The sequence below is a fragment of the Streptomyces sp. NPDC090083 genome (assembly GCF_044747445.1).
Taxonomy (GTDB): Bacteria; Actinomycetota; Actinomycetes; order Streptomycetales; family Streptomycetaceae; genus Streptomyces.
This window is the reverse complement of the sequence record NZ_JBIVED010000004.1, coordinates 29,110-53,324: the sequence shown is the minus strand read 5'-3', so window position 1 is coordinate 53,324 and position 24,215 is coordinate 29,110. Positions and strand designations below refer to the sequence as shown.

The 24,215-nt window shown below is 73.6% G+C and carries 1 protein-coding gene; it reads left to right on the top strand.

Annotated features, from left to right (window positions below; genetic code table 11):
- Positions 1-205: 205 nt before the first annotated feature.
- Complete coding sequence (locus ACIPTO_RS15740; RefSeq protein ID WP_401192162.1) at positions 206-24,205, top strand: type I polyketide synthase; 24,000 nt, start codon at positions 206-208, stop codon at positions 24,203-24,205.
- The last annotated feature ends 10 nt before the right edge of the window (positions 24,206-24,215 follow it).

Genomic DNA, 24,215 nt, shown 5'->3' with positions numbered 1-24,215 from the left:
CTCCGGCCTGCGCTAACGACGAACCGCCCATGATTTCCAAGGGTTTCCCCAGACAACCCCGCCGGGTGCCGAAAAAGGGTCCAGGGCCGGGTCATGCTGTCCCCACCGCACGAGGAGAACACCACCGGCCTGCCGCCCAGGGGCGCCGGTCGGCCCGCGCGGACAGCACGTTCCGTCAGCGAACCGAACAGCATGGGGGCAGTCCATGACGAATGAAGCGCAGCTTCGGGACTACCTCAAGCGGGTCACCGTCGATCTCCACAACACCCGCCGCAAACTGCGGCAGTTGGAGGCCCGTGAGCAGGAGCCCGTCGCCATCGTCGGTATGAGCTGCCGCCTCCCCGGCGGCGTCCGTACCCCCGATGACTTCTGGGACCTGCTCATCTCCGGGACCGACGCGGTGACGGACTGGCCCGCCGACCGCGGCTGGCCGACAGCGCCCGGGACGACCGGCGGCGAAGCGCGCCGACGCGGCGGCTTCGTCCACGACGCCGACCGGTTCGACCCCGCCTTCTTCGGCATCTCCCCGCGCGAGGCACTCGCCATGGACCCGCAGCAGCGCCTGCTGCTCGAAGTGGTCTGGGAAGCCTTCGAACGCGCCGGAATCGACCCCGCGACCCTGCGGGGCAGCCGCTCCGGAGTGTTCGTCGGCTGCAGCGACCAGGGCTACACCTCCGGCCTGCGCGAAGTCCCCGACGACGTCCGCGGACACCTCCTCACCGGCAACTCCATGTCGGTCCTCTCCGGCCGGGTCGCCTACACCCTCGGCCTGGAGGGCCCCGCCGTCACGGTCGACACCGCCTGCTCCTCCTCCCTCGTCGCCCTCCACCTCGCCGCCCAGTCACTGCGCTCCGGCGAGTGCTCCCTCGCCGTCGTCGGCGGCGTCACCGTCATGTCGAGCCCCGGCGCCTTCATCGAGTTCGACCAGCAGGGCGGTCTCGCCGGAGACGGCCGCTGCAAGGCCTTCTCCGACGACGCCGACGGCACCGGCTGGGCCGAGGGCGCCGGCACCATCGTCGTCGAACGGCTCTCCGACGCCCGCCGCAACGGCCACCAGGTCCTCGCCGTCCTGCGCGGCAGCGCCGTCAACCAGGACGGCGCCTCCAACGGCCTCACCGCCCCCAACGGCCTCGCCCAGCAGCGCGTCATCCTCGCCGCCCTCGCCAACGCAGGCGTACCCGCCGCGGAGATCGACGCCGTCGAGGCGCACGGCACCGGCACCTCACTCGGCGACCCCATCGAGGCCCAGGCCCTGCTGGCCACCTACGGCCAGGGGCGCCCCGCGGACCGGCCGCTGCTGCTCGGCTCCGCCAAGTCGAACATCGGCCACACCCAGGCCGCCGCCGGCGTCGTCGGCGTCATCAAGTCCGTCCTCGCCCTGCGCCACGGCGTCCTGCCGCCCACCCTGCACGCCGAACACCCCTCCACACACGTCGACTGGACCGCGGGCCACGTCCGACTGCTCACCGAATCCGCCGACTGGCCCCAGGCCGACCACCCGCACCGCGTCGGCGTCTCGGCCTTCGGCGTCTCCGGCACCAACGCCCACGCCGTCATCGAGCAGGCACCCGAGCCCACCGAGGACGAGACCACCCCGCCTCCGGCACAGCGCACCACCCTGCCCGTGCTGCCCTGGCCCCTCTCCGCCCGCGACGAAGACAGCCTCCGCGCCCAGGCCGGCCGCCTCGCCGCCCAGCTGGCCGCCCACCCCGACACCGACCCCTACGACCTGGCCGCCGGCCTGGCCACCACCCGCCCGTCCTTCGAGACCCGAGCCGTCATCCAGGGACACGACCGATCCGAACTCCTCGACGCCCTCTCGGCGTTGGCCTCGGGCCAGCCCGATGCCCACACCCTGATCGGAACCGTCAAGGAAGGCCGGACGGCGTTCCTGTTCTCGGGTCAGGGTGCGCAGCGGGTCGGGATGGGGCGCGAGTTGTATGACGCGTTCCCGGTGTTCGCCGATGCCTTCGATGCCGTGTGCGCTCTCGTGGGCGAGGAGTTGCGGGAGGTCGTGTTCGGTGACGACGCCGACCGGCTGAGCCGTACGGAGTGGGCGCAGCCTGCGTTGTTCGCTGTCGAGGTGGCGTTGTTCCGGCTGGTCGAGTCGTTTGGTGTGCGGCCGGACTACCTCATCGGTCACTCCATAGGCGAGATCGCCGCCGCGCATGTGTCTGGTGTCCTCGGTCTGGAGGACGCGTGCGTGCTGGTGGTGGCGCGTGGCCGGCTGATGCAGCAACTGCCGTCCGGCGGTGTGATGGTGGCGGTCGAGGCGTCCGAGGACGAGGTCTCTCCGCTCCTTGAGGGTCGCGCGGATGAGGTGTCGATCGCTGCGGTCAATGGTCCGAGTGCGGTGGTGGTGGCGGGTGTTGAGGCGGCTGTCGCCGAGGTCGTCGCGGAGTTGAAGGCGCGGGGTCGGCGGACGAGCAGGCTGCGGGTCTCGCATGCTTTCCATTCGCCGTTGATGGAGCCGATGCTGGCGGAGTTCCGACAGGTCGTAGAGGGCATCACCTACGGCACTCCGTCGATTCCGCTCGTGTCGAATGTGACTGGACAGCTGGCCGCCGAGGGCGAGTTGGGGTCGGCTGAGTACTGGGTGCGGCATGTCCGTGAGGCCGTGCGTTTCGCCGACGGTGTGAGTGCGCTCGCTGCTGTGGGTGTGACGCGTTTCCTGGAGATCGGCCCCGACGGCACGCTCACCGCGCTCGCGCAGAACAGCGCACCGGACGAGGCGTTGTATGTACCGGTACTCCGCAAGGACGGTTCCGAGGCCCAGCACCTCGTCAGCTTCCTCGCGCGCCTTCACCTGTCGGGTGTCGCGGTGGCGTGGTCCGTACTGCTTCCGGGGGCTCGCCCGGTCGAGCTGCCCACGTATGCCTTCCGCCGTGACCGTTACTGGCTGGAGCGTTCCTACGCCGAGGACGGGGCTGCCGTCGAGGTGACCGGCCCGCATCACCGTGTCGTCTGGCGTACGGTCACCGGCCTGCCCGAGGGCTCCCGGCTGTCCGGGCGCTGGCTGTTCGTGGCGCCAGTGTCCTTGGACGGCGCCGATGGCTGGGACGGTGCGCTGACCGGTGCGCTGCTCGGCGCCGGCGCGGAACTGATCGTCGTGGAGCACCATCACAGCGACTCCCGGGCCGAGTTCGCGCGCCGTATCGCCGTCGCGACCGAGGGCGGTTCGGTGAACGGTGTCATCTCCACCCTCGCGCTGGAGCGCGGAGGGAACGGGGACGTGCCGGACGGAGTCCTCGCGACCGCGACGCTCGTGCGGGCACTCGGAGACGCCGAGGTCGCGGCACCGCTGTGGAACGTCACCCGGGGAGCCGTCACCGCAGCGGTCGGCGACCCGGCCCCGGATGCCGAACAGGCCGCGGTCTGGGGCCTCGGCCGGGTCGCCGCGCTGGAACACCCCGACCGCTGGGGCGGTCTCGTGGACCTTCCGGCTGCGCTCGACCAGCGCTCGGCGGCCCGGCTCGTCACCCTCCTCTCCGAGAGCGTGACGTCTTCGGGTACGTGGGAGGACCAGGTCGCCGTCCGTACCGGCGGTGTCCTGGGCCGCCGTCTCGTTCCCGTGCCCTCGCCTCCGCACACCGAGACGGCCTGGCAGCCCGCGGGTACGGTGCTGGTGACCGGTGGTACGGGCGCGCTGGGCGCCAGGGTGGCCCGCTGGGCGGCCCGACAGGGCGCGGCGCACCTCGTCCTGGTCAGCCGTAGTGGCGCCCAGGCGCCGGACGCCCAGACTCTGGAAGCTGAACTGCGCGCACTCGGTGCCGAAGTCACCTTTGCCGCGCTTGACCTGACAGATCGTCAAGCGCTGCGTGCGCTGCTCGACGCTCACCCCGTCGACGCGGTCGTGCACACCGCGGGAGTACTTGAGGACGGTGTCCTCGACGGACTCACGCCGGGCGCGTTCAGGACGGTCTTCGCCGCGAAGGTGGCCGGTGCGCGCAACCTGGATGAGATGACCCGAGACAGGGCCCTCTCCGCCTTCGTCCTCTTCTCTTCCTTCGCCGGCACGGTCGGTTCGGCCGGGCAGGCCAACTACGCCGCCGCCAATGCCCAGTTGGATGCCATCGCGGAGCGGCGCCGTACCGAGGGCCTGCCGGCCACGTCTCTCGCGTGGGGCCCGTGGGCGGGCGGCGGCATGGCGGCCGACGCCGACGCGGAAGGCCGCCAACTGCGTGGCGGAGTAGGCCTGATCGACCCGGACCGAGCGCTGGACGCCCTTGCCGCTCGCGTCGCCGACGGGTCCGCCGCCGCCTTTGTGGCTGACGTCGACTGGAACCGCTTCGGCCCCGCCTTCACCGCGGTACGGCCCAGCCCACTGCTCAGCGAGGTCTACCGCGCCCCGGCCGGCCCCGAGGCCGCTGCCGTGACCCTCGCCACCGGCCTGCGGGCCCGCCTGAACGGCCTCGCCGTCGAAGCCCGACGCCATGAACTCCTCACCGAGGTCCGCGCCCGAGCCGCAGCCGCACTCGGTTACGCCGGTCCCGAACAGATCGGCGCCGAGCGGGCCTTCCGTGACCTCGGCGTGGACTCGCTCATCGCGGTGGAGCTGCGGAACGTCCTGGCCTCCGTGTCCGGAGTAACCCTTCCCACGACGGCCGTCTTCGACCACCCGACCCCGCTGGCCCTTGCCACGTTCCTGTACGCCGAACTGTTCGGGGACGACACCGCCGCCATCGCCGAGCCGGGTGCGGCAACCGCGATCGCGACGGACGAGCCGATCGCGATCGTGGGCATGGCGTGCCGGTTCCCCGGCGATGTGGAGACGCCCGAGGATCTGTGGGATCTGCTCGCTGAGGGCCGTGACGGCATCGTCGACTTCCCCACCGACCGCGGCTGGGATCTCGACCTGCTGTTCGGCCAGGACCCCGACAACCCGTACGCGACTCACACGAGGAGCGGGGGTTTCTTGTCGGGTGTGGGTGGTTTTGACGCGGGGTTCTTTGGGGTGTCGCCGCGTGAGGCGTTGGCGATGGATCCGCAGCAGCGGTTGTTGTTGGAGGTGGTGTGGGAGGCGGTTGAGCGGGCTGGTGTGGGTCCGGGGTCGTTGCGGGGGAGTCGTACGGGTGTGTTCGTGGGGACCAACGGCCAGGATTATCCGGCTCTGTTGAGTCTGTCCGACGGTGACTTCGGCGGTTATGTCGGCACGGGCAACGCGGCGAGTGTGGTGTCGGGCCGTATCTCTTATGTGCTGGGTCTTGAGGGTCCGGCGGTGACGGTGGACACGGCGTGCTCGTCGTCGCTGGTGGCGTTGCATCTGGCGGCTCAGGCGCTGCGGTCGGGTGAGTGTGATCTCGCGCTTGCTGGTGGTGTGACGGTGATGTCGACGCCGGGTGCGTTTGTGGAGTTCGGTCGGCAGGGTGGGTTGTCGGGGGATGGCCGGTGCCGGGCGTTCGGTGAGGGTGCGGACGGGACGGGTTGGGGTGAGGGTGTCGGTGTTCTGCTGGTGGAGCGGCTCTCTGATGCTCGCCGTCGGGGGCATCGGGTGTTGGCGGTGGTGCGGGGTTCTGCGGTCAATCAGGATGGTGCGTCGAATGGTCTGACGGCTCCGAACGGTCCCTCGCAGCAGCGGGTGATTCGGGCCGCGTTGGCATCGGCCGGTCTCTCCGGTGGTGACGTGGATGTGGTGGAGGCGCACGGCACGGGCACCAGGCTGGGTGACCCGATCGAGGCGCAGGCGCTGATCGCGACGTATGGCCAGGAGCGCGACGGGGATCGTCCGTTGTGGTTGGGGTCGGTGAAGTCGAATCTGGGTCATACGCAGGCGGCTGCTGGTGTGGCTGGTGTGATCAAGATGGTGGAGGCGTTGCGGCACGGTGTGCTGCCGGCGACGTTGTACGCCGACGAGCCGTCCTCGCATGTGGACTGGTCTGCAGGCGGAGTGGAGTTGCTGCGGGAGCAGCAGCCGTGGCCGTCGGTGGATCGTGTGCGGCGTGCTGGTGTGTCGTCGTTCGGCCTGAGCGGCACCAACGCTCACATCATCCTGGAAGAGGCTCCGGACGGCGGGGTGGAATCACCCGAGGTCGCGGCTCTGCCCGCAGTGCCGTGGGTGCTGTCCGGGCGAGGCTCCGACGCCCTCCGCTCCCAGGCCGCCCGCTTGCTGGATGCCGTACGGACCACGCCTGATGTCGAGCCCGTCCGGGTCGGCGCCGCACTCACCAGTACGCGTACCGCGTTCGAGGACCGGGCGGTCGTCTGGGGCCGGGACCACGATGAACTCCTGCTGTCCCTGGCTGCGTTGGCATCGGGGCAGCCCGGCCCGCACACCACTCTCGGAACCGTGGGAGAGGGACGCACGGCGTTCCTGTTCTCGGGTCAGGGTGCGCAGCGGGTCGGGATGGGACGTGAGCTGTATGACGCCTTCCCGGTGTTCGCGGAGGCCTTCGATGCCGTATGCGCCCTGGTGGGTGGGGAGTTGCGGGATGTGGTCTTCGGCGAGGATGCCGAAAGGCTGAATCGTACGGAGTGGGCGCAGCCCGCACTGTTCGCCGTCGAGGTGGCGTTGTTCCGGTTGGTCGAGTCGTTGGGCGTGCGGCCGGACTTCCTCATCGGTCACTCCATCGGTGAGATCGCTGCCGCGCATGTGGCGGGGGTGTTGTCGCTGGAGGACGCGTGCGTGCTGGTGGTGGCGCGTGGCCGGCTGATGCAGCAACTGCCGTCCGGCGGTGTGATGGTGGCGGTCGAGGCGTCCGAGGACGAGGTCTCTCCGCTCCTTGAGGGTCGCGCGGATGAGGTGTCGATCGCTGCGGTCAATGGTCCGAGTGCGGTGGTGGTGGCGGGTGTTGAGGCGGCTGTCGCCGAGGTCGTCGCGGAGTTGAAGGCGCGGGGTCGGCGGACGAGCAGGCTGCGGGTCTCGCATGCTTTCCATTCGCCGTTGATGGAGCCGATGCTGGCCGAGTTCCGCCAGGTCGCAGAGGCCATCACCTACGGCACCCCGTCGATCCCGCTCATCTCGAATGTGACCGGGCAGCTGGCCGTCGAGGGCGAGTTGGGGTCGGCTGAGTACTGGGTGCGGCATGTCCGTGAGGCCGTGCGTTTCGCCGACGGTGTGAGTGCGCTCGCTGCTGTGGGTGTGACGCGTTTCCTGGAGATCGGCCCCGACGGCACCCTCACCGCCCTCGCGCGTACGGCAGTTGGTGACATCGACGGTCTGGTCTGTGTCCCGGTGCAGCGGAAGGACCGTTCCGAGGTCGACGCCCTGTACTCCGCGGTGGGCGCGCTGTACACCGCCGGGGTTCCGGTCGGGTGGGACGGGCTGTTCGCCGGGGTGCGGCCCGCGCCGTTGCCGACGTACGCCTTCCAACATGACTGGTATTGGCCGGAGTTGAGGAGCGAGATCGCTCGCGCGAGCGTGGTGGCTACGGCGGGCGAGGCCGCGTTCTGGGCGGCCGTCGATCGTGGTGACGCCTCGGAACTCGCCGGTGTGCTCGACCTCGACGGTGTCGAGCTGGACGGTGTCGTGCCTGCGCTGTCGGCGTGGCGGCGTGCTCAGGTGGAGCGGAGCACCACCGACGCGTGGCGCTACCGCGTCCGTTGGGAGCGGCTGGAGCCGAGCGGGACGTCCGTGGTCGGTGGCAGGTGGCTGCTGCTGCAGGCCGGCGACGACGAAGTGCTGCCGGGCGTCGAGGAGTTCGTGCCCAGGATCGAGCGCGTGGTCTGTGACGCGGCCGACCTGGGGCGTGCGACGCTGGGCGGGCTGCTCGCCGCGGCCGTGGCGGAGGGTGCACCCGTCGCCGGGGTGCTGTCGTGCCTGCCGGGTGTGGACGGTGCCTTCGCCCTTGTGCAGGCCCATGCCGACGCGGGGCTCGGCGCGCGGCTGTGGGTCGTGACCAGCGGTGCCGTGGCCGTGGGCGCCGGGACCGAGGCCGCGGTCGAGCCGGACCGGGCCTCCGTGTGGGGCCTCGGCCGGGTCGCCGGACTTGAGCATCCCGATGTCTGGGGCGGCCTGCTCGATCTGCCCGCGAGGCCGGACCGGCGTGCTCTCGCCCGGGCCATCGCCGTGCTCGCCGCCGCCGACGAGGACCAGGTCGCCGTACGCGGGACCGATGCGTACGCCCGTCGGCTCGTGTCCGCGCCCGCCCCCGCCGCGGTGGGGGAGTGGACGGCCCCGGAACGGGTCCTCATCACCGGTGGTACCGGTGCCCTCGGCGCGCGGGTCGCGCGCTGGGCCGTCGAGCGTGGCGCGCGGGAACTGGTGCTGACCAGTCGGCGCGGGCCCGACGCGCCGGGCGCCGACGAGCTGCGGGCCGAACTCGTCGAGCTCGGGGCACGGGTGACGGTGGTCGCCTGTGACATGGGCGAGCGGAACGCGGTCGAGGAACTGCTCGCCGCGCATCCCGTGGACGCGGTGATGCACTGCGCGGGTGTGCTCGACGACGATGTGATCGCCGCCTGCACGCCCGACCGGCTCGCGGCCGTGCTGCGGGCCAAGGCCGACGCCGCCGACCACCTCGACGAACTGACCCGCGACAGTGGCCTGTCGGCCTTCGTGGCCTTCGCGTCCATCGCCGGGGTCTGGGGAAGCGGTGGGCAGGCTGCCTACGCAGCGGCCAACGCCCACCTGGACGCGCTCGTCGAGCGCCGTCGTGCCCGTGGCCTGGCGGGTACGTCCGTGGCCTGGGGTCCGTGGGGCGGCAGCGGCATGGCCGCCGGTGAGGAGGCGACGGAACTGCTGGTCCGCCGTGGTCTGCGGCCGCTGGATCCCGCAGCCGCGCTGACGGCGCTCGGTCACGCCCTTGCCGCCAAGGACACCACGGTGGTTGTGGCCGATGTCGACTGGGACCGGTTCACGCCCGCGTTCACCACCGGCCGTCCCAGCCCCCTGCTCGCCGGTCTGACGGACGGCCCCGCGACACCGGTCGCGGGCGGCTCGGCCGTCGGGACGGGCGGCGCGCTGCGCGACCGGCTCGCGCAGCTCACCGCGGAGGAGCGCGACGCCGCGCTGCTCGACCTGGTGTGCCGTCGGGCCGCCGCGGCGCTCGGCCACGCCGACCCGGCCGCCATCACCGCCGGACGTGCTTTCCGCGAGATGGGCTTCGACTCGCTGACCGCGGTCGAACTGCGCAACGACCTCATCGCCGAGAGCGGTGTCGCCCTTCCCACCACCCTCGTCTTCGACCATCCGACCCCGCTGGCCGTCGCCGGGCAGCTGCGGGACGCCCTCTTCGGGAGCACGGACGACGAGCACGAGGTGGCGGTGCGGGCCACCGACACCGACCCCGTGGTCATCGTCGGCATGGGCTGCCGCCTGCCCGGTGGCATCGACGGGCCCGACCAGCTGTGGGAGCTGCTCGCCGCGGGTGGTGACACCGTCGGCGGGTTCCCCGAGGACCGGGGCTGGGATCTGACGGCCCTGCTGGAGGCCAGCGACACCGGGTCCGGCGGCTTCCTGGCCCGGGCGTCCGCGTTCGACGCCGCCTTCTTCGGCATCAGCCCCCGCGAGGCCCAGGCGCTCGACCCGCAGCAGCGGCTCGTGCTGGAGACCTCCTGGGAGGCGCTGGAGTTCGGCGGTATCGACCCCACCGCGCTGAAGGGCTCACGGACCGGCGTCTTCGTCGGAGTCGGCAGCTCCGGCTACGCCACCGGCCTGACCGAAGTCCCCGAGGGGCTCGGCGGGCATCTGCTGACCGGGCAGGCGGGCAGCGTGGTCTCCGGCCGTATTGCCTACTCCCTCGGCTTGGAGGGGCCGGCCGTCACCATCGACACCGCGTGCTCCTCCTCGCTCGTCGCCCTGCACCTGGCCGCGCAGTCGCTGCGCTCCGGGGAGAGCGACCTGGCGCTCGCCGGCGGTGTCACCGTCATGGCCGACCCGGGCGCCTTCGTCGAGTTCAGCCTGCAGGGCGGGCTCGCCCCGGACGGCAGGTGCAAGGCGTTCTCCGACGACGCCGACGGTACCGGCTGGGCGGAGGGCGTCGGTGTCCTCGTCGTGGAACGGCTGTCCGACGCCCGGCGCAACGGTCACCGTGTGCTGGCCGTCGTGGAGGGAAGCGCGGTCAACCAGGACGGCGCCTCCAACGGCCTGACCGCCCCGAACGGGCCTTCGCAGCAGCGGGTCATCCGGCAGGCGCTCGCCTCGGCCGGGCTCTCCCCGCAGGACGTGGACGTCGTCGAGGCGCACGGCACCGGCACCACCCTCGGCGACCCCATCGAGGCGCAGGCACTGCTGGCGACCTACGGCAGGGACCGCGCCGAGGAACGACCGCTGTGGCTGGGCTCCGTCAAGTCCAACCTCGGGCACACCCAGGCCGCGGCCGGAGCCGTCGGCGTCATCAAGATGATCCTCGCCCTGCGCAACGGCACCCTGCCGCGCACCCTGCACGCCTCCCAGCCCTCCTCCCGTGTCGACTGGGAGGCGGGGCGGGTCCGGCTGCTGGAGGAGGCGGTGGCCTGGGAGGCCGGTGAGCGCACCCGTCGCGCCGGGGTTTCCGCGTTCGGTGTCTCCGGTACCAACGCGCACGTCATCCTCGCCGAACCGGCGGCCCCCGAGCCCGAGCCGACCGCGCCCACCGGTGACGCCACGGACCGCGGTCGTACCGCACTGCCGTGGCTGCTGGGCGCGCGCAGCGCCCCCGCCCTGCGCGACCAGGCCGCCCGACTCCTCGCCCACGTCGAGCTGCGTCCTGAGCTGGACATCGCCGACGTCGCCCACGCCCTCGCCTTCACCCGGGCCCCGCTGGAGCACCGTGCCGTCGTGACCGGCACCGGCCGCACCGCGCTGCTGGCCGGCCTCGGTTCACTCGCCACGGGGGGGACCAGCCCCGCCGTCGTCACCGGGGACACCCTCGGTGCGGGCGGTACCGCGTACCTCTTCGCCGGGCAGGGCACCCAGCGTCCCGGCATGGGCCGCGGCCTGTACGACGCGTTCCCCGCGTACGCCGACGCCTTCGACGCCGTCTGCGGCCACTTCGACGGGATGCTCCCGCGGCCTCTCGCCGAGGTCGTGCACGCGGGCGACGCGGACACCCTGAACCGCACCGAGTACGCCCAGCCCGCGCTGTTCGCCGTCGAGGTCGCCCTCTTCCGGCTCCTGGAATCCTTCGGAGCCCGGCCCACCCACCTCATCGGCCACTCCGTGGGCGGGATCGCCGCCGCGCACGTCGCCGGAGTGCTCACCCTGCCCGACGCCTGCCGCCTGGTCGCCGCGCGCGGCCGGCTGATGCAGGCCCTGTCGGAGGGCGGCGCGATGATCGCCCTCCAGGCGGCCGAGGACGAGGTGCTCCCGCTGCTCGCCGGACGCGAGGACGTCCTCGGTCTCGCGGCCGTCAACGGTCCCCGGTCCGTCGTCGTCTCCGGTGACGAGGACGCCGCACTCGCCGTCGCCGCGCACTTCACGGAGCAGGGCCGCAAGACCACCCGGCTGCGGGTCAGCCACGCCTTCCACTCGCCGCGCATGGAGGCGATGCTCGACGACTTCCGCGCGGTCGCGTCCGCCGTCGAGTACGCCGAGCCGCGCGTCCCGGTCGTCTCCGACCTCACCGGCCGGCTCGCCGGACCCGGCGAACTCACCGACGCCGAGTACTGGGTGCGGCACGTACGACACGCCGTGCGGTTCGCCGACGGAGTAGCCGCCCTGGAGGAACAGGGCGTCTCCCGACTCGTTGAACTCGGCCCCGACACCACCCTGACCGCCCTCTCCCAGGGCACCTGGCAGGGCGCCGCGCCGCTCGCCGTGCCCACACTGCGCGACGACCGCGACGAGGCGGAGACGCTGCTCACCGCCGTCGGCGCCCTGCACGTGAGCGGCGCCCCGGTCGACTGGCGGACCGTGCTCGACGCCACCGCGCGCGGTGCCCGCCCGGTGCAACTGCCCACCTACGCCTTCCAGCACCGGCCCTACTGGATCGAGACCGGCACCGCCACGGGCGACCCGGCCGCCGCCGGACTCGTGGCCGCCGGCCACCCCCTGCTGGGCGCGGTCCTGCCCTCCGCCGTCGACGACACCCTGGTCCTCACCGGCCGCCTCTCCACCCGCACCGCGAGCTGGCTCGCCGCACACCGCATCGCCGGCACGGCCGTCGTACCGAGCACCGCCTTCGTCGAACTCGCCTTGGCCGCCGGTGCCCACGCCGACCGCCCCCAGGTACGCGAACTCGTCCTGGAACGCCCGCTGGCGCTGCCCGAACACGACGGCGTCGCCCTGCAGATCCGGGTCGAGGCCCCCGACGCCCGCGGCGACCGCGCCTTCGCCGTGCACGCCCGCCCCGCCACCGATGCCACCGCCGAGTGGACCCGGCACGCCGCCGGTGTCCTCACCGCCGAGGCCGAACCCGCCCCGGCCCACGACCTGACCAGCTGGCCGCCGCCCGGCGCCGAGGAACTGGACACCGAGGGACTCTACGAGCGGCTGCGCGAGGCCGGGCTCGACTACGGGCCCGTCTTCCAGGGCCTGTCCGCCGCTTGGCGGGACGACACCACCGTGTACGCGGACGTCGCGCTGCCCGAGTCCGCCACGGCCGACGCCGGCCGCCACGACCTGCACCCGGCCCTCCTGGACGCCGCCCTGCACCCGCTGGGCCTGGGCGTGTTCGACGGGCTGGGCGAGGGACGCGTGCTGTTCTCCGCGGGACCGGTCACCCTGTTCGCGACCGGCGCCACGACCCTGCGCGTCCGCCTGGACCGCACCGGAGGGGACACGCTGTCCCTCACCGCCGCCGACGCCGTCGGCGAACCCGTCCTGAGCATCGGCTCCCTGCTGCTGCGCCCCGTGACCGGCGCGAGCGCCGCGGCTCCGGCCTCCCGGCAGGAGACGGCCCCGGCCGCCGAACCCGTCCGCCGCCGGGCCGCCGCCCGCACCCAGCCGCCCGGCAGCCTCCTGGAACGGCTGGCCGACCGGCCGGCCGCCGAACGCGAGCGCACCCTCCTCGCCACCGTCCGCGACCGTGTCGCCGCCGTCCTCGGTCACAGCGGCCCCGACGAGGTCGAACCGGCCCGGCCCTTCACCGACCTCGGCCTGACCTCCCTGACCGCGGTCGAACTGCGCAACGGACTCAGCGCCGCCCTCGGCGTCACCCTGCCCGCCACCCTCGTCTTCGACCACCCGACACCGGCCGTGCTCGCCCGGCACCTCGCCGCCGACCTGTTCGGCACCGCCGACACCGGTGCACCCGCCCGCGTCCGCCGCGCCGTCGACGACGACCCGATCGCCGTCGTCGGCATGGCCTGCCGCTACCCCGGCGGCATCGCAGGACCCGACGACCTGTGGAACCTGGTGCGGACGGGATCCGACGGCATCTCGCCGCTGCCCACCGACCGCAACTGGAGCCCCGAGCGGCTCTACCACCCCGACCCCGACCACCCCGGCACCGTCTACACCCGCCAGGGCGGCTTCCTCCACGACGCCAGCCAGTTCGACCCGGCGTTCTTCGCGATCAGCCCCCGCGAGGCGCTCGCCATGGACCCCCAGCAGCGCCTGCTCCTCGAAGTGTCCTGGGAGGCCCTGGAACGGGCCGGCGTCGACCCCGCCACGGCCCGCGGCTCCGCCACCGGTGTCTTCGCGGGTGTCACCTACCAGGACTACGTGACGATCCTCGCCGCCTCCGACGACAACTTCGAGGGCTACGTGGGCACCGGCAACTCGCCCAGCGTGCTGTCCGGCCGTATCTCCTACGCACTGGGGCTGGAAGGCCCGGCGGTCTCCGTCGACACCGCCTGCTCCTCCTCGCTGGTCGCCCTGCACCTGGCCGCGCAGTCGCTGCGGCAGGGAGAGTGCGAACTCGCCCTGGCCGGTGGTGTCACCGTGATGTCGACGCCCGGCTCCCTCATCGAGTTCAGCCGTCAGCGCGCGCTCGCGGAGGACGGCCGCTGCAAGCCGTTCTCCGCCGACGCCGACGGCGCCAGCTGGGCCGAGGGCGTCGGCATGATCGTCCTGGAACGGCTGTCGGACGCCCGCCGCAACGGCCACGAGGTGCTCGCCGTCATCCGCGGCTCCGCCCTCAACCAGGACGGCGCCTCCAACGGCCTGACCGCCCCGAACGGGCCCTCGCAGCAGCGGGTCATCCGGCAGGCGCTGGCATCCGCGGGACTCACCCCGCAGGACGTGGACGCCGTAGAGGCGCACGGCACCGGCACCACCCTCGGCGACCCCATCGAGGCACAGGCACTGATCGCCGCCTACGGTCAGGACCGCGACGAACAACGCCCGCTGTGGCTGGGCTCGTTGAAGTCCAACATCGGCCACAGCCAGGCCGCCGCGGGCGTCGGCGGCGTCATCAAGATGGTCATGGCGCTGCGCGAAGGACTGCTGCCCCGCACCCTGTTCGCCGAGAACCCGACCCCGCACGTCGACTGGAGCGCAGGAGACGTCCGGCTGCTCACCGAGGAACAGCCCTGGCCCGACACCGGCCGCGCGCGCCGCGCCGGAGTCTCCTCCTTCGGCATGAGCGGCACCAACGCGCACGTCATCGTCGAGCAGGCGCCCGCCGCCCCGGACCGGCCCGCCCCGCGGACCACGCTGCCCGCCGTGCCCGTGCTGCTGTCCGCCCGGACACCGGCCGCGCTGCGCGCCCAGGCGGCCCGGCTCCGCGCCCACCTGCGGGCCAGGCCCGACACGCCGCTCGCCGACCTCGGCTACACCCTCGCCGTCGGACGCGCCGCTTTCCCCCACCGCGCCGCCGTTCTCGCCGCCGGCACCGACGAACTCGACGAGACGCTCGCCGCCCTCGCCGCCGACGGACCCCTCACCACCTCGCTGGTCGGCACGGCCGTCCCCGGCGGCGCCGAACCCGTCCTGGTCTTCCCGGGCCAGGGCGCCCAGTGGACCGGCATGGCCCGCGAACTCCTCGACGAGTCACCGGTGTTCGCCGACTGGATCGACCGCTGCGAGCGGGCACTCGCCCCGCACGTCGACTGGTCGCTGACCGAGGTACTGCGCTGCGCCGAGGGGGCCCCGGACCTCGGCCGCGTCGACGTCGTACAGCCCGCCCTGTGGGCCGTCATGGTGGCCACGGCCGCCCTGTGGCGCGCCCACGGTGTCCGCCCGGCCGCCGTCGTAGGCCACTCCCAGGGCGAGATCGCCGCCGCCTGCGTCGCCGGAGCACTCACCCTGGAGGACGGGGCCCGCGTCGTCGCCCTGCGCAGCCGGGCCATCACCCGCATCGCCGGCACCGGCGGCATGATGTCCGTGCCGCTGTCCGCCGACGACACCCGCGACCGCATGGAACCCTGGAAGGACCGCCTCTCCGTCGCCGCCGTCAACGGCCCCGAGTCCGTGGTCGTCTCCGGCGAGGCCGCGGCACTGGACGAACTGCACACCGCCCTGACCGACGACGGCATCCGGGCCCGCAAGGTCAACGTCGACTACGGCTCGCACTCCGCGCAGGTCGAGGCGATCCGCGACACCGTCCTCGACGCCCTCGACGGCATCACCCCGCGCGAGGCGGACATCCCCTTCCGCTCCTCCCTCACCGGGGACTGGGCCGACACCACACGCCTCGACGCCGCCTACTGGTACACGAACCTGCGGGAGACCGTCCGCTTCGAGGAGGCCGTGCGCGGCCTGATCGCCGCCGGACACCGCACCTTCGTCGAGGTCGGCCCGCACCCCGTGCTCACGGTCGGCCTGCGCGACACCCTCGACGCGGCCCGCGCCGACGGCGCCGTCCTCGGCTCCCTGCGCCGCGACCGGGGCGACCTCAGGCAGTTCCTCGGCGCGCTCGCCGAAGCCCATGTGCACGGCGTGGACGTCGACTTCACGACGGTGTTCGACGCCACCGGCGCCGCCCGCACCGACCTGCCGACCTACCCGTTCGAGCACCGGCGCTACTGGCCCACCCTGCGCGAGACGGCCGCCGCCGGCCTCGCCGCAGACGGGGGACTCACCGCCGACTCGGTCGAGGCCCGCTTCTGGGAGACCGTCGAGCAGGGAGACCTGGAGAGCCTGACCGACGCCCTCGACCTGCCCGCCGACGCCCCGCTCAGCAACGTCCTGCCCGCGCTGTCCAGTTGGCGGCGCACCCGCCGCGAACTGGCCACCACCGACGCCTGGCGCTACCGCGTCGCCTTCACCCCGCTCACCCCGGGCCCGGCCACCCTCACCGGCACCTGGCTGCTGCTCACCCCCGCCGACGCGGCCGGCCACACCGCCGTGGCCGACGCGGTCGCCGACGCGCTCACCGCGGGCGGTGCCCGCACCGTCCGGCGGGTCGCCCTGCCCGACGACGCCCCCGACCGCGCCGCACTCGCCGAACTGCTCGCGGACGACGAGGACCCGGGACGCGTCGACGGCGTGCTCTCCCTGCTCGCCCTCGACACCCGCGACCACCCCGCCCATCCGGCCGTCCCCGTCGGACTCGCCTCGACCCTCGCTCTCGTACAGGCACTTGGCGACGTCGGCATCGAAGCACCCCTGTGGTGCGCGACCCGCGGCGCCGTGACCGTCGGCGACTCCGACGCCGCGCCGGACGCGGCCCAGGCGCTCGTGTGGGGCTTCGGTCGCGTCGCCGCCATGGAACACGCCGAACGCTGGGGCGGACTGATCGACCTGCCCGACGGCCTCGACGCCCGCTCCGCCACCCGCCTCGCCTCGGTCCTCGCCGACCCGGGCCAGGAGGACCAGATCGCGCTGCGCGCCACGGGAGCCCACGGCCGCCGCCTGGTCCACGCCCCGAGCGGCGACATCCCCGCCGAGACCTGGCGGCCCCGCGGCACCGTCCTGGTCACCGGTGGCACCGGCGCCCTGGGCGGGCACATCGCCCGCTGGCTCGCCGACCGCGGCGCCACCAGCCTGGTGCTGGCCGGCCGCCGCGGCGCCGACGCCCCGGGCGCCGCCGAACTGCGGGACGAACTCACCGCCCGCGGCGTCGACGTGACCCTCGCCGCCTGCGACGTCTCCGACCGGGCCGCGCTCACCGGCCTGCTCGCCGCCGTCCCCGCGGACCGGCCCCTGGACGCGGTGTTCCACGTGGCCGGCTCCCTGGACGACGGTGTGATCGACTCGCTCGGCGCCGGCCGGATGGACCCCGTCCTGCGCGGCAAGGCCACCGCCGCCCGTGCCCTGCACGAACTCACCGCCGGCCTCGACCTCTCCGCGTTCGTCCTGTTCTCCTCCACCGCGGGAGTCCTGGGCGGCGCCGGACTCGGCAACTACGCCCCCGGCAACGCCTACCTCGACGCACTCGCCGCGGAACGCCGCGCCGCGGGCCTGCCCGCCACCGCGGTCTCCTGGGGCCTGTGGGCCGACGGCGGCATGGTCGGGGACGCGGCGGGCGACCGCATGCGCCGCTACGGCGTCCACCCCATGGACACCGCCGCCGCCTGCGACGCCCTCGGCCGCGCGCTCGACCTGGGCGACACCCACGTCGTCGTCACCGACCTGCGCTGGGACACCTACGCACTGTCCTTCACGGCCCCCCGGCCCAGCCGCCTGCTGGACGAACTGCCCCTCGCACGGCGGGCGTTGGACGCCGCCGAGCAGGACGCGCCGAAGGCCACCGCCGACACCTCCTCGCTCCACGCCCACCTGGCCTCCCTGGCCGACTACGAACGGGCCGGAGCGGTCCTGGAGATCGTCCGCGGACACGTCGCGAGCGTCCTCGGCTATCCCTCCGTCGACGCCGTCGAAGCGGAACGACCCTTCGCCGATCTCGGCATCGACTCGCTCAGCGCCGTCGAACTGCGCAACGGCATGAACCGGGTCACCGGCCTGCGGCTGCCCAGCACCGTGGTCTTCGACCACCCCAACTGCCGGGCGCTGGCCGACTTCCTGCTCGCCGAGGTCGTCGACGACACCGCGCCCGCCGTACCGGACGACACGCCGCGGCGGGCCCTCACCGACGACGACCCGATCGCCGTCGTCGCCATGGGCTGCCGGTTCCCCGGCGACATCCGCACCCCCGAACAGCTGTGGCGGATGCTCCAGAACGGCGAGGAGGGCCTCGTACCCTTCCCGGAGGACCGCGGCTGGGACCTCGACGCCCTCTACCACCCCGAGCCCGGGAAGGCCGGCACCGTCTACACCAGGACCGGCGGATTCCTCGACGACGTGGGCGGCTTCGACCCGGCGTTCTTCAACATCTCGCCGCGCGAGGCCGTCGCGATGGACCCCCAGCAGCGACTGCTGCTGGAGATGGCCTGGGAGACGTTCGAACGGGCCGGTATCGACCCGCGGTCGCTGCGCGGCAGTCGCACCGGTGTGTTCGCCGGCACCAACGGCCAGGACTACACCGGCATGCTGGCCGCCTCCGGCGAGGACTTCGAGGGCTACATGCTGACCGGCAACGCCGCCAGCGTCGTCTCCGGCCGACTGTCGTACACCTTCGGTCTCGAAGGCCCCGCGGTCACCGTCGACACCGCCTGCTCCGCCTCCCTCGTCGCCCTGCACCTGGCGGCCCAGTCCCTGCGCAGCGGCGAATGCGACCTCGCCCTCGCCGGCGGCGTCACCGTCATGGCCTCACCGGGCCTGTTCGTCGACTTCAGCCGCCAGCAGGGTCTGGCGGAGGACGGCCGGTGCAAGGCGTTCGCCGAGAGCGCGGACGGCACCGGCTTCTCGGAGGGCGGCGGTCTCCTCCTCGTGGAGCGGCTGTCGGACGCGCGGGCGAACGGGCATCCGGTGCTCGCGGTCGTGAAGGGTTCCGCGGTCAACCAGGACGGCGCCTCCAACGGACTGAGCGCACCCAACGGCCCCTCCCAACAGCGCGTGATCCGCGCCGCGTTGGCGGACGCGGGCATCGTCCCGTCCGGCGTCGACGCGGTCGAGGCGCACGGTACGGGCACGAAACTGGGCGACCCGATCGAAGCGCAGGCGCTCCTGGCGACGTACGGACAGGAGCGTGAAGGCGGTCAGCCGCTGTGGCTCGGCTCGGTGAAGTCGAACGTGGGACACACCCAGGCCGGTGCCGGTGTGGCCGGCGTGATGAAGATGGTGCTGGCGATGCGGCACGGAGTGCTGCCCGCGACCCTGCACGTGGACGAACCGTCCTCGCACGTGGACTGGTCGTCCGGCGCCGTGGAACTCCTGACGGAGGCCCGCGAGTGGCCCGGGACGGGCGAGCGTCCGCGCCGCGCTGGTGTGTCGTCGTTCGGCATCAGCGGCACCAACGCGCACATCATCCTGGAAGGGGTCGCCGAGGAGCCGCACACCGCGGACACGGCCTCCGACACCCCGCACGCACCGCTGGTCCTCACCGCGCGCAGCCGCGACGCGCTGCACGCCCAGGCCGCCCAACTCCTGCACTTCCTCGGGGAGTTCCCCGACGTCACGGGCGCCGACCTCGGTCTGTCGCTCACCGCCACCCGCGCCGTCTTCGAGCACCGGGCCGTCGTCCTCGGCGGCGACCGCGCCGCACTCGCCGACGGACTGCGGCTGCTCGCCTCCGGTGAGACCGGGCCGCACACCGTCACCGGTGTGCACCGCGGGGAAGGGAAGACCGCCTTCCTCTTCTCCGGGCAGGGCGCCCAGCGCCCGGGAATGGGCCGCGAACTGTACGAGGCCTTCCCCGCCTACGCGGACGCCTTCGACGCCGTCTGCGCCCACCTCGGCGACGACCTGCGCGACCTCGTCCTCGGCGACGACGCCGAGCGGCTGAACCGCACCGCATGGACCCAGCCCGCCCTCTTCGCCGTGGAAGTGGCCCTGTACCGGCTGCTGGAGTCCTGGGGCGTCCGCCCCGACTTCGTCGCCGGGCACTCGATAGGCGAGATCGCCGCGGCCCACGTCGCCGGCGTGATGTCACTGCGGGACGCCTGCGCCCTGATCACCGCACGCGGCACCCTGATGCAGGAACTCCCCACCGGCGGCGCCATGTTCGCCGTGGAGGCCACCGAGGACGAGGTGCGGCCCCTGCTGGAGGGACACCCGGACGCCGGCATCGCCGCCGTCAACGGGCCCCGCTCCGTGGTCGTCTCCGGAGCCGAGGACGTGGTCGCGGGCATCGCCGCCCGCCTGGCCGCCGACGGCCGCCGCACCACCCGGCTGCGGGTCAGCCACGCCTTCCACTCGCCGCTCATGGAGCCGATGCTCGACGCGTTCCGAGAGATCGCCGAGAGCATCACCTACGAGCAGCCGCGGATGGCGGTCGTGTCCACCGTCACCGGCCGCGTCGCCGCCGACGGCGAACTGGGCGATCCCGGCTACTGGGTACGCCACGTCCGCGAGTCCGTCCGCTTCGCCGACGGTGTCCGGTGGCTCGCCGAGCACGGCGCCGACCGCTTCCTGGAGATCGGCCCCGACGGCACCCTCACCGCGATGGCGCAGAGCTGCCTGCCGGACGCCGGGAACACCGTGTTCGTACCGTCGCTGCGCAAGGACCGCGCCGAGGGCGAGACACTCCTCGAAGGCGTCGCACGGGTCTTCGCGCACGGTGCGGCCGTGGACTGGCCGCGCCTGTTCGACGGCACCGGTGCCCGCAGCGTGCAGCTGCCCACCTATCCCTTCCAGCGCCGCCGCTTCTGGCCGAAGCCGCCCGCGCTGCTCGGCGACGTCACCTCCGCCGGCCTGGGTGCGAGCACCCATCCGCTGCTCGGCGCGGCCGTCGAACTGGCCGACGGCGACACCCAGGTCCTCACCGGCCGCCTCGCCCTCGGCACCAGCCCGTGGCTGAAGGACCACGCGCTCACCAGCACCGCCCTGTTCCCCGCCACCGGCTTCCTCGACCTGGCCCTGCACGCCGGGGCAGGCACCGGATGCGAGCAGGTCGCCGAGCTGACGATCCTGGCACCGCTCACCCTGCCCGCCCAGGGTGGTTTCCAGATCCAGGTCCGCGTCGAGGCACCGGACGCCACCGGCGCCCGCCCCCTCACCGTGCACGGCAGGCCCGACGACGCCGAGCCCGGCACACCGTGGACCCTGCACGTCAGCGGCCTCCTCGTGCCCGCCGCCGAACCCGCCGCCGCGCCCTACGACTTCACCGCGTGGCCGCCCGAGGACGGCAAGGAGATACCGCTCGACGGCTTCTACGAGGCCTTCGCCGACCGCGGTCACCTCTACGGCCCGCTGTTCCAGGGGCTGACCCGGGTCTGGACGCGCGGCGAGGAAGTGTTCGCCGAGGTCGCGCTGCCCGCCGACGCCGACCCCGCGGCCGGCGCCTTCGACCTGCACCCGGCTCTGCTCGACGCCGCGCTGCACGCGGTGATGTTCGTGCCGATGAAGGACGCCGGACGGCTGCCGTTCTCGTGGAGCGACGTGCGCCTGGACGCGATCGGCGCGTCCGCGCTGCGGGTGCGGATGGTCCAGGAGGGCCCGGAGGCCATCGGCCTCGCCCTGGCCGACCCGGCGGGGCGCCCGGTCGGCTCGGTCGGCTCGCTCACCCTGCGCGAACTGACCGGCGACCTGGCGGGCGCCACCGTCGGCGCCCCGGACCAGCAGGGCCTGTACGAACTCGACTGGCAGCCGGTCCCGGCGGCGGACACGGCCGCACCGGCCACGTGGACGGTCGTCGGCGGCGACGAGGCGCGGGAACTCGCCGACTCGCTGCGCACCGCAGGCCACACCGTGCGCCAGGTGACCGGCCTCGACGCCCTGGCCGAGGCCGACGAGGTGCCCGACACCGTCCTGTACGCCGTGCCGGTCGCGGAGGACACCACCGGCACCCTCGCCGACGCCGCCCGCGACACCGTCACCGGCGTCCTCGCCCTCGTCCAGCAGTGGGTGGACGACCCGGCGTTCGCACACGCCCGCCTCGCCGTCGTGACCCGCGGCGCCGTCCCGGCCGCCGGCCGCGGCGCCGATCCGGCGCAGGCGGCGGTGTGGGGGCTGGTGCGGGCCGCCCGCACCGAGAACCCCGACCGGTTCGTCCTCGCCGACACCGACGACGGCGACCTCTCGGCGGCCACGCTGCCCGGAGCACTCGACGGGACCGCGTTCGAACTCGCCGTCCAGGACGGGAAGGTGACCACACCGCACATCGTGCCGCTCGCCGCCGACCGCGCCCTCGTCCCGCCCGCGGACTCCGACACCTGGCGGCTCGGCGTGGCAGCCAAGGGCAGCCTCGACGGGCTGCGGCTCGCCGCCTGCCCGGAGGTCGCAGCGCCGCTCGCCCCGAACGAGGTGCGCATCTCGATGCGCGCCGCCGGAGTCAACTTCCGGGACGTCCTCACCGCCCTCGGCATGTACCCCGGCGACGCCACCGCGATCGGACTCGAAGGCGCGGGCGTGGTCACCGAGACCGGCACCGGCGTCACCGGATTCGCCAAGGGCGACCGGGTGATGGGCATGTTCGCCGGCGCCTTCGGACCCGTCGCGGTCGCCGACGCCCGGATGATCGCGCGGATCCCGAAGGGCTGGACCTTCGCCGAGGCGGCGACCGCCCCGATCGTCTACCTCACCGCCTACTACGCGCTCGTCGACCTGGGCGCGCTCCAACCCGGCGAGAGCGTCCTCGTGCACGCGGCGGCCGGCGGTGTCGGCTCCGCGGCCGTCCAGCTGGCCCGGCACCTCGGCGCCGACGTCTACGGCACCGCGTCGTCCGACAAGTGGGACGCGCTGCGCGCCGCCGGTCTCGACGACACCCGCATCGCCTCGTCCCGCGACCTCGGCTTCGAGGAGCGGCTGCGCACGGCGACCGAGGGCCGCGGCTTCGACGTCGTCCTCGACTCCCTCGCCCGGGAGTTCGTGGACGCGTCCCTGCGGCTGCTGCCGCGCGGCGGCCGGTTCCTGGAGATGGGCAAGACCGACGTCCGCGACCCCGCACAGGTCGCCGCCGACCACACCGGCGTCGCCTACCGGGCCTTCGACCTGGTCGAGGCCGGCCCCGACCGGATCGGCCAGATCCTCACCGAACTGGTCGACCTCTTCGCACGCGGTGTGCTCAAGCCGCTGCCGATGGCCGTGTGGGACGTGCGCCGCGCACCCGACGCCTTCCGCTTCCTCAGCCAGGCCCGGCACATCGGCAAGGTCGTGCTGACCCTGCCGGTCGCCCCCGATCCGGCCGGCACCGTCCTGCTGACCGGCGGGCTCGGCGGACTCGGACGCATCACCGCCCGTCACCTCGTCGCCGAACACGGCGTACGGCATCTGCTGATCGCCGGACGGCGCGGCCCGGACGCGCCCGGCGCGGCCGAACTGCGCGCCGAACTCGCCGAGTCGGGAGCCGACGTCACCGTGGTCGCCTGCGACGTGGCTGACCGCACCGGCCTCGCCGCACTCCTGGCGGGCATCCCCGCCGACCGGCCGCTGACCGCTGTGGTGCACACCGCCGGTGTCCTCGCGGACGGTGTGCTGTCCTCGATGACCCCGGACCGGCTCGCCGAGGCGCTGCGTCCCAAGGCCGACGCCGTGGTCGCGCTGCACGAGCTCACCCGCGACCTCGACCTCGCCCGGTTCGTGGTCTTCTCCTCCGTCGCCGGCACGTTCGGCGGCGCGGGGCAGGCCAACTACTCGGCCGCCAACGCCTTCCTGGACGCCTTCGCGCACCACCGGCGCGCCCAGGGACTGCCCGCGGTGTCGCTGGCCTGGGGCACCTGGCTGCCCGGGGCCGGCATGACCGGGGAACTCGCCGACGCCGACCGCGAACGGCACGCCCGCACCGGCATGGTGCCGCTGGGGGCGGTCAACGGCATGCGGCTGCTCGACCGTGCCGCCGACGGCGACCGGGCCGCGCTGCTGCCGATGGACCTGGATCCGGCCGCCCTCCGCGAACACCACGACATCCTGCCGACGCTGCTGCGCGGCCTGGTCCGCACCCCCGTACGGCGCCGTGCCGCGGCCGCCGCCGGAACGGCACCCGCCGGCCAGGCACCGCAGTCGCTCGCCGACCAGCTGGCACCCCTGTCCGTCGCCGACCGCGAGCAACGGCTCCTCGACGTGGTCGCCGAGCAGGCCGCCGCGGTCCTGGGGCACGGCTCGGCGGCCGAGGTCGACCCCGAACAGACCTTCAAGGAGCTGGGCTTCGACTCCCTGACGGCGGTCGAGCTGCGCAACCGGCTCGGCGCGGCAACCGGCCTCCGGCTGCCGGCGACCCTCGTCTTCGACTACCCGACCGTCCTCGCCCAGGTCCGGTATCTGCTCGGTGAGCTCTCGCTGCCCGAGCCCGCCGGCACCGCACAGGCCCTCCTCGGTGACATGGAACGTCTGGAGAGTGCGCTCCTGACCTCCGAGGTGGCCGGGCAGGACCGGGAGAAGGTCACCGCCCGGCTGCGCGACCTGCTCGCCCGCTGGCAGGGCGAGCCCGTCGGGCCCCCCGCCGCGGAGTACGACCACGAGCTCGCCGGGGTCGAGAACGCGAGCGACCTCTTCGACCTGATCGACCGCGAACTGGGGGACGAGTGAGCATCCCGCC